Here is a 13,298-nt window from a genome sequence, read left to right as displayed (position 1 = left end):
TTCCGGTCAGGAGGTGGTCCCGGCAGTCAGCGCCGAGACCGCATCCAACTGTTCCTGGGTGAGCTCGACATCTGCAGCGGCGGCGTTGGCGCGGAGCTCCTCGGCCGTCTCGGCTCCAACGATCACCGACGCCACGGCCGGGCGGGACAACAGCCAGGCCAGCGAGACCTGCTGCATCCCCAGTCCCCACCCGCGGGCCAGCCGGTCGAGCTTGCGGGCGACCGCGATCTCGGACGCAGTAAAGCCGGGGCCGCAATAACGCTTGCCCCCTGCGATCTCACGGTCCAGCACGGACAAGTCGGCCAGAAGACCGCCGTGCAGCGGCGCATAGGGAATGATCGACATACCGAACCGCACGCACGCGGCGGCGAGCTCCATTTCGGCGCTTCGGTCCAGCAAGCTGTACATCACCTGCGCGGCCACGGGGGCAGAGACCAGCCGGCGGTCATCGGCGATCCACAGGGCCTCGGTCATCTGCCAGGCCGTGTGATTGGACAAAGCGACATACCGCAGCTTCCCCTGCCGGATCAGATCGTCGTAGACGGCAAGTGTCTGCCCCAAGGGCGTGTTCGGATCCGGGAAATGCGCGTAATAGACGTCGATACGGTCAGTGCGCAGCCGGCGCAGACTCTGTTCGACCTGCTGGATGATGTACCGGCGCGAAAGACCGGCATCCGGATCGAACCTCCGCTCCCCGGACTTGGTCGCCAGCACCACCTCATCCCGCCGGCCGGCCAGTGAGCGGCCGAGGATCTCCTCAGCGGACTCGCGCTCTGCGGCCGGCGGAGCGCCGGGGCGGTCGAACGTCGAGGTCGAACCGTAGACATCCGCGGTGTCGAAGAAGTTGATGCCCAGATCCAATGCCGCCCCCACGACGCCATCGGCTTCCTGTGGGCCCGGTGCCACGCCGAAGGTCGCAGTGCCCACGCAGATGCGGGACACGCGTACGCCGGTCGGGCCGAGAACTGAGTACTTCATCTCAAGGATTCCCATCTGCGAGTTTCGGGACTGGGCTGACAGGCAGCGGCCAGTCAGGAGGTCCCGTGCGGCTACCGGCCGTGGAAGTTAACCCTAACCGAATGGTTATATTTCGGCAATGGTCATGAGAAAGTAGTGGCATGCCAGAAAGCACGCAGACCAAAACTCGGGGCCCTTACCGCACAGGGGTCCGCCGACGCGAGCAGCTCATCGGCATCGCGACGGACGTCTTCGGCGAACACGGCTTCGCCGGCGGCTCCCTCCGCACGATCGCCGAGCAGGCCGGCGTCAACCACGCCACCCTGATCCAGCACTTCGGCAGCAAGGAAGGCCTGCTCACGGCCGTGCTGGAAGAATGGGACCGACGGACCGTGGAGAACGGCCTCACGGATGTCAGTGGATTGGACTATTTCCGGCGGCTGCCAGAGGTCATGGCCGCCCACCAGGACAACCGCGGCCTGCTCGAACTGTTCACCACCATCGCGGCCGAAGCCTCCAGTCCGACCCACCCAGCACACGCTTTCATCACCGAGCGCTACACATCGAACCTGGCAACCCTCGCCGCACATTTGGGCGAAGCTGCCCGCATCGGTGACATCGCTCCCCTTTCCCCTGCGCAGATCGAGATCGAGGCGCGGCTGCTTACGGCGATGCTGGACGGCATCGGGTTGCAATGGCTCCTCGATCCGACAACCGACATACGCGCCACTGTCGCAACCTATGTCGAACGCGCCATCGCCTCATGGGAAGGCCAGTGATTCCCCTTCCCGTCTTGTTTACGACCATCGGCAGGAACCGGAACACCATGGCGATCAGCTCCACGAGGGCTTGCGCCACGACCACCGATGCGCAGGACCACACGGCCGGTAGAGCCAACGCCAAGGGCAGCACGACCAAGGAATAGCGGTTCGCCCTGCTGAAAACAACCGCGCGAGTCGCGACAACGTCAAGGCCAGCACCATGGAACGAACCCAAACCTAAGTGGGCTCATAGTTGACGTGTTCCCCCAACAGGACTGATTCGATTGCACGTCCGGCAGCAGCGAACCGACGTCATCAGACTGCTGGGGCCAAAAATACACGTCCTACCGGGGACGAAGGCGCCCGGCTTCGCCGGTGTGATCCGGGCGGTGCGGATTCGCCACTGCTCCTTGCCGATGCGGGCAACTGAGTGTGTCAACCTAAATTGGCCCTCATTACCCGGGAGGAAGCTCGGAGAACGCAGCCGCCTGTGCGCGCTGGGTACGTGACGCTTGGGAAATCAGATCGGTGCACCATGCGGGGTAGACGCGGAAGCCGCGCTTGCCGTCGCCTATACGTTGCCATTCTTACGCCACCCGCCACGCCCCTGGACCACTGCGGGGCACATCGGTTAGGGTCCACTGCGCGTCCTGGGGCGGTGTTCTTGAGGAGGCAACCATGCTGGAGTGGCTTACGATCTTGTACGGAGCGGCGCTGTCGGCGCTTGCTGCGCTGGTTCTGGCATTTCTCGTGGCCCGTGAATGGCGGCCGGGAACGTTGACCGCAGTGGCTGTTGGCGCGTTTGCCGGCCCCTGCGCCTGGAATGAATTCTCCGGGCGGTGAACGCTCCGCAGTTCTTCGTCGACGCGCCTGTTCCGGTGTTCACCGGCGGAAGGCCACTCAAATGGGGCTTGTCCTCACTATCGCATTCCATGTTGCCTTGGGGCTGTTCTTCTCACGGTTCCTGACTGGCTACGCGGCCGTCACGCTGGTGGCCCTGGTACTGCTGCTGCGGACCGAATTTCACCCGTCGGCACGCGTCGCAGAACCGGTCGCAGATCGTCTGGCACAAGGCCTCCGGCAGAGACACCACCCAAGCCGCGGCTAGGGGAAGGCCCCAGTGGTAACAGCTGACCAGCAGGCAAATACAAAAGTAAATCCGGAACCGAACAGCTGTTGTTTGGATCTTCCCGCGGGAGCTAACCTTGGTTGATCTCCACAGCTAAGGGGTCGGCACGCATCCTTCTGATGCCAGTGCGCGTCACTGCGTACGAGGGCTTCGAACAGCGCCCCGGGCGCTGCGGGGAACGGATTGTTCCGAGAGTCCGGAGGCGCGTGATGGAGCCAGCCACCAAGCTTGCGGCGGAGCTCATCGGACTCCGTGACCCTGAAGAATACCTGCAGGCTGCCGGCGAGCTTCTGCTGAAGCTCTTTCCCTGTGAAAACGTCGTATACAACGTTCTTGACGTGCGAGCGCCCGCGGCTGACGTCCGCGTCTTTCCTGCCTATCCGTTCCCCACTCACGCCGCCGATATTCTGCCTGAGATCTGGAATGACCACCCGCTGGTCCTCAGCTACCAGCATGACACCGGTGACGGCATCTGGACTCCTCGACGGCTCAGCGACCTTGTGACTGACACGCAGCTGTACCGGAGCCACGCATACCATGAAACGCTTGCGCCACTGGGTTCCAACAGGGAGCTTGCCTTTCTGGTGACGCAGCCCACTCCTTTTACTCTCACAGGGTGGGCGATAAACCGAGTTCACCAGGACTTCACGGATTTTGAGGTTCACCTTGCGGGCTATATCCAGCCGGTACTCAGGCTCCTCGAGGCATCCCATCACGAAAAACATCCTGACATAAGGTGGGCGACGGCAGCCCACGTGCATGGGCTGTCTGCCCGGGAACAGGAGATCCTCCGACTGGTCGGTCAGGGCCTCACCGCGAAAGCCATCAGCCATCTGCTCGGGATCAGCCCGAGGACAGTTGCCAAGCATCTTGAACACTCCTACACCAAACTCGGATGCACCAACCGAGTCGACGCACTTCGACGGCTAAGAGGCGAATGATGCTACCGGTCTCGTCAGCTCAGAGCTTTCGGCACAGGACGTGAGGAGCCTCCCCGGACATACGCACTAATACGTATGGCTCATATAAGGCAAAGCGCGGACCATCGAGGGTATGGAAGATCGAACAAGGAGAGCGCCCTTGGGCACCATCGATTTGGTGTTGGCGATAGGTTCGTACCCGTCACTGGCGCATGGGATTCGAGATCCGCACTAGACGGTTTTTAGTTGACCCGACCCCCTGACCGGCCAGCATCTCAGCCAGGCGCACAGGGCGTCAGGGCGTTACAGCACGCAAGTTTTCACGAATAATTTGAGGCTTCCATGCACGCCTACGGCATTTCAAACGGTTTTGTCCGGTTCCGGACATTATTCACGGCAGTTGTCTTTGGCGCCGTGTTGCTTGTCGGCCCTGATACCTCAAGCCAGGCCAATCACGCCGTCGACAGCGAAACCACTCCCGCATCCCGTGAGATGGCGAACGCGCACCCGGGTGCTTCCTGGAGCCAGCTGCCAATCGAATCCCGCGAACTCTGGAAGTTTCGACTCACGAGGGGGCGCTGACACCGAGCATCCTAGATGCTTATAGTCGCACCGCCGGCCGCTCCCGAAGTGAAGACCCTGATGGCATCTATCCGGTTACTGCATCCCAGTTTTGCGTAGCTGTGCTCAAGATGCTTTGACACCGTTCTGGGGCTTATTCCCAAAAGATGGCCCATTGCAGTGCTCGTCAAGCCCCGGGACACGAGCCGCATGATTTCATTCTCCCGATCGGTCAGCCCCAAGCCGTCGCCATGAGAAACGTTGCCCGGCAGCAAGTCGAAATTTGCGTATGCCGCATCGAGCAAACGCAGTACAGGCTGGACTGCCTGGGCAAGCTCCATTTCCCCGTCACTGAAGTCGTGATTCCAGCGGTTCATCACCCAGCTGTGTACGCTTCCTTGCCCGTGCTGCGCAGTCCGGATCGATAATTGACGGTTAATTCGCAGCTCTCGATAGCCCTCACAGTAGAGCCGGGACCCATAGAATTCGCGTTCCGAAAGAATGTCACTAAGACGCCGGGGACGCCAAACGCCCGACAGGGAATCGCTCAAGTCGCTTGTGACGAGTGGATGGTAGCTTCGGCTCTCAAGCAATCTCGGGGCAAGGTCACCGAATGGGTGGTCGGCGGGGCGGGCGAACACTTCCGCTTTCGCAGCTTTCGTATCCAGCTCATTCCACGCTAGCCCATCGCAGGGGAAAAGCTTTGAGAGAAGTTCGCTGGCCGCTCTCAAGTACGTCTCCCGGTCCGGCAACCGGATCAACTGGCTGGCGAGATCACCTACGGCATCCATTTTCTGCCCACCCTGATAGCGAAAGCCCGGTCATACAAGGCTAGACGCGTGGATTACCGCGTTTCAAGGCATCAGACGTAGCTCAACCACCCTTTCTGCCAATCCCCTGGCTACGCAAAATTACGTATACAAGGCGGCCCCGAAGAGTCCTATATTCGGTACGTGGCACCTGGCACAGAATCCACCGGCAAGTCTGCGTCAGAGGACTTGCGCTGAGACACCGCCGCTTGAAAGACGACGCCGGCTGGACGCTCAGCTTTTGGCGTCGAGTCCGGCCTGCGAAATTAGCTCGCTCAGCCACGGACGGTGTTCGCGGTGGAAGGTGATGCCCTCCGGCAGGCCCTGCACCGATGGGCCAGAGGGGGTGATGTCAATGGTGATGCGGCCCCCGGCCAGGGGCGCGTTGGTAATGTGCAGATCCCCGTAGGATGCCGGCAGAGCAGGGTCCATCCAGAAGCCGCCCCGCGACACGTGGGCGTCATACCGCATCAGGCTGGTGATCAGCATGATGGGTGTGGTGGCCGCCCACGCCTGGGGTGAGCAGGCCGTGGGGTACGGCACCGGTTCGGCTACCTGTTCCCGGCTGAAACCGCAGAACAGTTCCGGGAGCCGCCCGTCGGAGTAGTCCGCCGCTTCAAGCAGGGCCGTGGCGATCCGTTGCGCCTCCTCCACGAAGCCGTAGCGCATGAGGCCCGCCGCGATAATGGCATTGTCGTGGGGCCAAACAGACCCGTTGTGGTAGCTTGCCGGATTGTAGGCGCCCATGTTCGTGGCAAGGGTCCGCACGCCCCATCCACTGAACATTTCAGGCGACATCAGCCGCTCGGCCACCATCGGCACCTTGTCATCATCAATGATGCCGTGCCACAGGCACTGGCCCATGTTTGAGGCACAGGCATCCACCGGGCGTTTCCTGCCGTCCAGCGCTACCGCGAAGTAGCCGCGTTCCGGCAGCCAAAACGCCTCGTTGAACTTCTTCTTCAGCGCCGCCGCCTCGTCGGTGAGCTGCGCGGCCAAACCCGCGTCGCCGCCGTCGTACGCCATCCACGCCCGTGCCTGCAGCGCGGAGTACACCAGCGCCTGCACCTCGCAAAGGGCTATCGGCGGCTCGGCAAGGTTGCCGTCAGCGAAGTTGATGCCGTCCCACGAGTCCTTCCATCCCTGGTTTAGCAGGCCGTGGTCATTGAGGCGGGAGTACTCGACGAAGCCGTCGCCGTCCTTATCGCCGTAGTTCCGGACCCAGTCCAGGGCGCGGTCCGCGTTGGGCAAGAGGGCTGCGATGGTTTGCTTGGCGAAACCCCAGCGGCTTACGGAGGCCAAAGTCATCACGAACTGCGGAGTGGCGTCCACGCTGCCGTAATAGACCGACTTTCCGCCCAGGGCCAGCCCGGAAGATACCCCAAGCCGTACTTCGTGGAGGATCTTCCCGGGTTCCTCCTCACTCACCGGGTCCACCACCTTGCCCTGGCGGTCAGCCAGGGTCTGCAAGGTGCCAAGAGCCAGTGACGGATCCACAGGAAGGGCCATTTCTGAAGCCCACAGCGAATCACGCCCAAAAAGGGTCATGAACCATGGCGCTCCTGCGGCCACCACAATCCGCTCCGGATACGCAGGGTCCTCGATCCGAAGTGCGCCGAGGTCGTCGTAGCTGCGCCGCAGCGTCCGTTCGATGGACCGGTTGGTCATCTGCAGCCTGGGTATCTTCGCGACCCATTCCTGGTGCCGCCGATCACTCTGTGAGGTGCCGTGCCGGACAGGGCGTGAAACGTCCTTTTGCCCGGCCGGTGCAACGCTTAGCCGCGTTGTCCAGTGGCCGTAAGCGGGCACCACCGCCTGGTACGTGAGTGCGCCGGCGGTGGCCACGGCCCCGCGTCCCCGCACCAGGACAGCCTTCCGCAGGTCCTGCCATGCCGCGCTGATAATCAGGGAATCACCGTCGGCTCCACGGGCGACCTCCCAGCGCCGCTGGACCCTCGCCTCCTTCACCTCGAACAGGTCCGCGAAATCCGAATCGACGCCAACGGAGACGCTGCACTCCACAGGGTTTCCGGAGTAGTTGCGAATGGTGATTTCCTCTATCACGCCGTCAGCGACTTCCCGCAGGCGCTCCACGATCAGAGGGCTGTCCGCGTATCCGTCCCCGCGCGGAACGCGGCCGATGAACAGTGCCCGGTAGGGTTCTTTCGTTTCCGCGGCCAGCGGCTCAAGCGACTGGCCGTTCACTGTCATGCTCCACTCGGACAGGATCCGGGTGTCCTCGTGGAATACACCGTGGGGAAGTTCCGAATGGATGTCGCCGTTGGCGGCGGAGATGCAGAAACATGAGCCTTCCACCAGCGTTACGGTTCCCGCCCCCACCGGCCCCGCCGCTGTGTCCGCATTCCATCCAGCCATGTCCGCTCCTCTGACGGCTACGACCGTTCCCGGCGGAATAGACGATACGCCGCCGCCAGGGCTCATGAAAGGGCCATCGGCAGGAGTGGCAGGGCGTCATCCCGCACATCCTCGACAACGGACTGGAGCGACGTCGACCGCATGAAGACCTGGATGGAACTCCCCCGGACGGCATCGCCGGCGGGACGCGAGTTCATGGGGACGAGCCCCAGCCGTTTCAGACTGGTCCGGGTGAGGCTGGGGCATGTGGCTGTCCCGTGAGTATTGGAGGACTGCTGACTTCACACCCGTCTGCAGGACCTTGTGAATTGTCAATAAATGTTGACGCTGGCGATTTCCGTCAACTAATGTTGACGCATGGAGGTGGACCGGATGAAGACATTGGTTGCATCAATGGACGGCAAGGGCCCCGCTGACGCGTTGCGCGCGGTCGCTGAGCTGCAGAAGGAGGTTGGGCGCACCGAAGCGTCCCTGGTCAGGAAGGCCCGGCAGGCCGGCCTTTCTTGGGAAGCCATTGCCCTGTGCCTGGGCGTAAGCAAACAAGCCGTCCACCGCAAGTACGGGAAGCGCTAAGCGCTGCTCCTCAGTCTTTCTACCGGCTCGTCCCCGCCGGATGGGAGCAAACTTTGGCAGGACAGACAGGTGCCCCATCTCCCGCGCCGAAGAAAGTAGCAGTCCGAGGAAGTTTCCCACCACAATCAGCAAAGTCTTGTTGTGCCCGCTCCCCCCCGGCCCATGCACCGGTGCTGGCCATCCCGAACCAACCCGACACAGCCGGAAACGAAGCCGGCTGTTCGCTGTTCAGCTTTTTGATTCGGGGTCGACTGCCTGGCTCTTTGCCGCTGCTGGCGACCGGGAGGGGCGGATGCGAGGCGGTGGCGAGGGCCCTTCGACACGGACGTGCAGCTCGTTGTCCGCGCGCAGAATGGCGCGGAGCAGCCGCCGCTCCTCCCATCTGAGCGACCTGAGCGCGTGACCGCGCCGCAGTAGCAGACCCCCGTTCGGGGTGGCGTACCACTTCTGCAGATCTCCCAGCTCCTCGGCTCGCAGCAGCGCGACCGTGCTGCCAGCCGCCGAGTCGATCATGCTGACAAGCGACGAAGGTCCCGTCAGATCGGTCGAAACGACTCGCCGCTCGCTCTCGGCGAGGATTGTCTTTTGCGCTGCGCGTGTCACGACGAGGGGACGGGACGGGCCGTCCAACAGCCCGGTCAGCACGTCCGCTGCAGCGTCAGGGCGGCCCGTTCTCCGCGCCGCCGCCTGCATCCGCTGCAGGCGGCCCGGCTCCCGCAGCAGCTCGTCGATCTTCCACCCGATCGTCGCGGGAGTGTTGCAACGGACCGCCGCCCCCTGCTCCATCAGGTAATCCCCGTTGCGAACCTCCTGCCCCGGAATGGGGTTCACAAGCACCATGGGCAGCCCTGCAGCCATGCACTCCGCCGCCGCCAGACCGCCCGGCTTGCCCACAAACAGGTCGGCGCGGCGCAGCAACTCGGGCATCTCCGCCGTGAAGCCGAGCACGCGGTAGCGGTCGCCAGCGGGCGCCACTAGCTGTTCGATACGCTGCCGCAGGGCATCGTTGCGTCCGCACAGAACCGTGGCCGTGAAGGATGAGCGCATGTGCAGCGTCTGCCGCACGACCGAGACGGCATAGTCTCCGCCAGTCGCGCCCGCCGAGATCAGCAGCATCGGGGGCTCGTTTACATCGCGCGCAGGCGCTACATCCAGCTGGCTGGCGATCGGGATGCCCGTGGCCGCGACGCGGTCGGGGGGCAAACCCAGCGCTATCAGCTCCACCCTGCCCTCTTCCCTGGCCAGGAAGAGCGCATGGAACGCCCCCGTAAGCCATAGGCCCTGGAAGTCGTAGTCCGTCATGACGACGGCGGTCCGCGCGTCAATCACGCCGCGAAGGAGCAGCGACGCCAGCAGTTGGGCTGGCAGGAAGTGCGTGCACAGGATTGCGGTCGGCCGGAATCGCTTGATCGCACCGATCACCGGAAGAGCGTTTACCCGTGTCCAGGGATCAACTGGGACCCGGCGCCGGAACGGACGGTCGTTGATGTCGTAGCCCCACTCGACCAGCCAGGGCAAGTCCTTGACAAGGACGAAGTAACCCTTGCCCAGCAGTGAGCGGTAGAGCACGCTGCTCACCTGCAGCACGTCGAGCACCTGCACCTCATCAATGTCGGCGCGCGCGGCACACGCCTGCCGCAGCGCCGCCGCGGCGCTGTTGTGCCCCGCTCCTACCCCTGCTGACAAGATAAGTACGCGCTCGCTCCCAGCGGCGTCGGGGCCTCGTGCCGAGGTTGTGCGCATGAAACGAGTCTAACCGGCCCGGCCCTATCACCACCGCCTGACCCCAACTAGTACTCGATCGGCATGGCTTGGTTCTCCTGTTGGCGGCCCTGGAATCCTTGGCCCCTCAGGCTTTCCGGCAGGAGTAGTGTTGGAAGCACGGTCCATGACCTAGCCCTCTCACGTCTGCCACAACTTGAGCGATTGCTTTCTGCTTTCTGAACGTGTCTGTGAATCTCAAAAAGTCGTTATTTCTGGTGCTGAACCTATAGGCGAAGTGAGGTGCCCTCCAGTAAGCGAAACAGCTACCTGACCTGTTCAACGCGTGACATATCCGAATATCAGTTAGGCCCTGGACAGAACCGTTGGGGCCTAACTGCTCCAATTAGGATTCACTCGCACCGAACGGCAGGTACGCCCGCAGCAGGCGGAACGATTCGGTCATGAACGGCCAGGGAGAGCCCGTATGCACTTCTGAAAGGTGGCACAAACATTGTTGGTTCGCTTCGACGCCTACTGACTACAGCCTTCAGGCACAATGGCGTCATGTGCGGCAGATACGTGATGTCCAAGGCCACCGGCGACCTTCTGAGCTACTTTGATGCCAAAGAGGTAGAAGGTGACCCGCCTCCTCCGAGCTGGAATGTGGCGCCGACACAGAGCGTGCATATCGTGGCTGAGCGCCTGGACGAGGGTTCCATCGAGCGGCATCTGCTCGTGGCCCACTGGGGTCTGGTCCCCTCTTGGGCGAAAGACATCAAGATCGGCAAAAAGCTGATCAATGCCCGCAGTGAACTGGAGAAGCCGTCTTTCCGCAAAGCGGCGGTCAAACGAAGCGCAATCCTCCCGGCTGACGGATACTTTGAGTGGCAGAGCACCTGCTGGGCTCTCTGCCGGAGCCAACCCTGACACCCCGGGTTGTCAGCACGAGGGTAAACAGCGTCCGTAACAACGGACCTGAGCATGTCGAGCGGGCCGGGTGATCGAGGCGTAGAGCACCACGATGCCGTTCCCGCATGCCCCGATGTGGCTTATGGCTGGCAGGCTTCGCGTCCCATGTAATTGTTTTTGCCTGGCGAAATTGGCCGGCATTGAAGGTCAAGGATGCCTTCAAGGAGTAACAGTTCTATACGGGAAGGGCGCGCGCTCAGCGAACGGGGCGCGCCTTCTTCGTGCCCTCTGACCTTCCTGCGTTTGAACTTGAAATAGCGTGGCACCAGGCCACTGGCTGCCTCCGCTCTCCGGCCGTCTCTGCGGCGGGAGGAGGATGGAGTTAAGAGGTGCCCGGAGGGCCGTCCGCCATGTCGAAGAGGTCAAGGACCGCTGCGCCCTCCTCCAGCAGGGGGTCGCGATCGGCTGTCTGCGCCACGAGCCGGGTTACGTCGCTCATAAGGGTCTGCACATACTGCCGAACGACGGCGCGGTGCGCGGCGTCTCCGAACCAGGCGAGATCACGGCACACCCGCAGCAACGCCCTGACGACGCGGGGTTCGTTCGATCCGTAACGCCGAACCTGTCCGAGGGCCAGATCGACGAGATAGGCGAAGTCGCGGGCCGGGATGTGGAGCCTGACCGTACCTTGGGCGTCTGTCACTGCTCGCGGGCCGTGCTGCCTGAGTGTAAGCGCGGCGAGGATCGTGCCCAGATGGTCGACCGCCTGGTTCGCCGTGTATGGGTCATTAATAGCTGGCGAGAGCGCCTTGGACGCGACGTCCGCGAGCTGTCGGATCCCGAACGCGACGTCCTGCTCCAGGGTCCGTTCGTAGCCGATGCGTACACTCTGCGCTAGTGCACGCCGAAGCGGGGCGGAAGCCTCGGGCACATACGGTCTCCCGCTGCCGTCAGCGACGTCCCATACCCAGGCGATGGGTGCTCCGGCAACCACGTGCCGGCCCACCATGGGCACCATCAGTGCCTTCAGGCCCCGCTCCGCGAGTGCACCGACGAATGGCCCGACATGGAAGGCCTGGACGTATCCCGATGCCGGTGCCGGCAGGGCGGTGGCACCCTGCGGCACGTCCGGCATGGGGATCCCAGGGTCGCCGGGGACGTATGACTGCTCGATCACCTTCAGCGTCGCCGTCTCGACGCCCTTCATGACTTGGTCCACCTGGATCGAATGCGATAGATGGTGGACGAAGAACACGAGCATCACCATGCTCACGAACAGCAGCATCAGCGCGCCGCTAACGGCGAGTCGGGGGTACTCCTCGATGCGTTGGCCGCCTGCGATGCCCACCGTGTAGAGCCCCGCCGTGCTGTACGCGAAGGTCGCGACGAAGGCGCTCAGGGTCAGCTGGTTGGGGATGTCGCGGAGGAAATTCCGCAGGAGCCGAGGGCTGAACTGCGTCGACGCGAGCTGCAGGGCCACCACGGTAAGTCCCAGGACGAGGGCGATGACCGTGACCATCGTGCTGGCGATGCTCACGAGCAGGTTCCGGGCGTCATCGGATGTCCCCTGGAAGAGGAGGACTGCAAGAGGCGACGTCTTGTCGATCTGCACAGCGGAAAGGCTCGCCCCCGCGATGAGCGCGAGCACGACGGCGCATGTCGGCATCGCCCACAGTGCGCTCGCCAGATACTCCCGAAGAGCCACACGCTTCACATGTGCCACTCTCTGCCGACGGTCCTCGGTCGTCAAGGGGCGCTGTGCTGAGTCCGGTCCACCGGAGGTCACTGGTCTTCGCAGGACGGAAGCCCATGGCATCCATGCCCTTGCTGGTCTCCTCAATACCGCCGCCGCCGAACCACCCGAGGTGTTTCTGCCACCCGTGTGCGACGAGTACACCGCGTCCGCTCCGCCCAGCTGCGTGGTGGGGTTGCAAGGCCCTGCGGGCGAATCCGACAGCGCTGGGGCGAGGGTGAGGGGCCGGGTCTGCTGCTGATGCTGCTAGGCGCCCTCGGCTGCGATCCACGCCTGAACCTTGTCTAGATGCTCCCGCTCCTCACCGGTAACTGTCGCCTCGTCGATGTGAAGCGGGGCAGCGACCGCCAAGAGATGGATACCTGTGACGGCGCCACGATACGCCTGCCCGAGCCGCGAGGTGATTCCGGCGCCGAGATCACCACCATGCGCCGCGTACTGCTGGAGGCCGAGATGACGGTCATCAGGTGGTGCCAGAGTTTATGCGTTTGCTCGTCCAAAGTCGGTCGCGGGGGGGGAGAAGCAAAGCCCAGGAAGGGCCGGAACTACCACCGTAACGGCGCGGTCCGGGTCGCAACGAAGCGCGACGGCGTGGCCAGGCGCTGTGCCACTTCAACGAGCTCGAGGACACTGATTGGCCACCCATTGGTAAGAATGCTTACTCAATTCGGACGGGAGGGAAAATAGATTGTCTTCAGTGAAACTAGCCTGGGCGACATCATCCCGGGTCCGGGTCGGCATCTCCCCCAGAGATGGACGAGAAACAAGTCCGTGCCACCCCGACGGTGTTGGTGTGCATGGGTTCGCGAAACAAAGCTGTCAGGGTCCGCTGCGCCGGCCCGACGG

The 13,298-nt window shown here is 63.2% G+C and carries 13 protein-coding genes; 6 read left to right on the top strand and 7 right to left on the bottom strand.

Going from position 1 to position 13,298, the window contains the following annotated elements:
• Positions 1-6 precede the first annotated feature (6 nt).
• Positions 7-978, bottom strand: coding sequence for an aldo/keto reductase (locus ASG79_RS08360; protein ID WP_056390781.1), 972 nt, complete (start codon positions 976-978; stop codon positions 7-9).
• Between the two features lie 140 nt (positions 979-1,118).
• Here ASG79_RS08360 and ASG79_RS08355 point away from each other — a divergent pair, with 140 nt between their 5' ends.
• On the top strand, positions 1,119-1,736 hold the full coding sequence (locus ASG79_RS08355) for a TetR/AcrR family transcriptional regulator (protein ID WP_056390099.1): 618 nt from the start codon (positions 1,119-1,121) through the stop codon (positions 1,734-1,736).
• 437 nt (positions 1,737-2,173) lie between these two features.
• On the opposite strand, the gene ASG79_RS24300 is transcribed toward ASG79_RS08355, so the two are convergent.
• A complete protein-coding gene (locus tag ASG79_RS24300) occupies positions 2,174-2,293 on the bottom strand; it encodes a MepB family protein (RefSeq protein WP_261377355.1) in 120 nt (39 codons plus the stop codon).
• Positions 2,294-2,396: 103 nt separating this feature from the next.
• On the opposite strand from ASG79_RS24300, the gene ASG79_RS23490 reads away from it, so the two are divergent.
• From ASG79_RS23490 to ASG79_RS08345, 3 genes are all read left to right on the top strand, one after another.
• Entirely contained in the window at positions 2,397-2,561 is a 165-nt protein-coding gene (locus ASG79_RS23490; protein WP_156400189.1) for a hypothetical protein, read from the top strand.
• Positions 2,562-2,622: 61 nt separating this feature from the next.
• Entirely contained in the window at positions 2,623-2,826 is a 204-nt protein-coding gene (locus ASG79_RS08350) for a hypothetical protein (RefSeq protein WP_056390098.1), read from the top strand.
• Positions 2,827-3,056: 230 nt separating this feature from the next.
• A complete protein-coding gene (locus ASG79_RS08345) occupies positions 3,057-3,788 on the top strand; it encodes a helix-turn-helix transcriptional regulator (protein ID WP_056390097.1) in 732 nt (243 codons plus the stop codon).
• A gap of 572 nt (positions 3,789-4,360) precedes the next feature.
• Here ASG79_RS08345 and ASG79_RS23830 read toward each other — a convergent pair.
• From ASG79_RS23830 to ASG79_RS24295, 3 genes are all read right to left on the bottom strand, one after another.
• Entirely contained in the window at positions 4,361-5,119 is a 759-nt protein-coding gene (locus ASG79_RS23830) for a response regulator transcription factor (protein WP_056390096.1), read from the bottom strand.
• A 252-nt stretch (positions 5,120-5,371) separates the two neighbouring features.
• Positions 5,372-7,513, bottom strand: coding sequence for a glycogen debranching N-terminal domain-containing protein (locus tag ASG79_RS08335; protein WP_056390093.1), 2,142 nt, complete (start codon positions 7,511-7,513; stop codon positions 5,372-5,374).
• Positions 7,514-7,575: 62 nt separating this feature from the next.
• Positions 7,576-7,710 carry a hypothetical protein gene (locus ASG79_RS24295; protein WP_261377330.1) on the bottom strand — a complete coding sequence of 45 codons (135 nt, stop codon included), beginning with the start codon at positions 7,708-7,710 and terminating at the stop codon, positions 7,576-7,578.
• A gap of 160 nt (positions 7,711-7,870) precedes the next feature.
• Here ASG79_RS24295 and ASG79_RS08330 point away from each other — a divergent pair, with 160 nt between their 5' ends.
• Positions 7,871-8,086, top strand: a complete 216-nt coding sequence (locus ASG79_RS08330) for a hypothetical protein (RefSeq protein WP_018771053.1) — start codon at positions 7,871-7,873, stop codon at positions 8,084-8,086.
• 228 nt (positions 8,087-8,314) lie between these two features.
• Here ASG79_RS08330 and ASG79_RS08325 read toward each other — a convergent pair whose 3' ends face one another.
• Complete coding sequence (locus ASG79_RS08325) at positions 8,315-9,829, bottom strand: MGDG synthase family glycosyltransferase (RefSeq protein ID WP_056390092.1); 1,515 nt, start codon at positions 9,827-9,829, stop codon at positions 8,315-8,317.
• A gap of 525 nt (positions 9,830-10,354) precedes the next feature.
• On the opposite strand from ASG79_RS08325, the gene ASG79_RS08320 reads away from it, so the two are divergent.
• Positions 10,355-10,717 carry an SOS response-associated peptidase gene (locus ASG79_RS08320; RefSeq protein ID WP_377204688.1) on the top strand — a complete coding sequence of 121 codons (363 nt, stop codon included), beginning with the start codon at positions 10,355-10,357 and terminating at the stop codon, positions 10,715-10,717.
• Between the two features lie 364 nt (positions 10,718-11,081).
• On the opposite strand, the gene ASG79_RS08315 is transcribed toward ASG79_RS08320, so the two are convergent.
• Positions 11,082-12,515 carry a DUF2254 domain-containing protein gene (locus ASG79_RS08315; protein WP_082581702.1) on the bottom strand — a complete coding sequence of 478 codons (1,434 nt, stop codon included), beginning with the start codon at positions 12,513-12,515 and terminating at the stop codon, positions 11,082-11,084.
• Positions 12,516-13,298 lie beyond the last annotated feature (783 nt).

Origin of the sequence: Arthrobacter sp. Soil761 (assembly GCF_001428325.1) — a bacterium.
In the GTDB taxonomy this organism is placed as follows: Bacteria; Actinomycetota; Actinomycetes; order Actinomycetales; family Micrococcaceae; genus Arthrobacter.
Note: the sequence above shows the minus strand (reverse complement) of the source record. Positions and strands in the feature narration are given on the sequence as shown.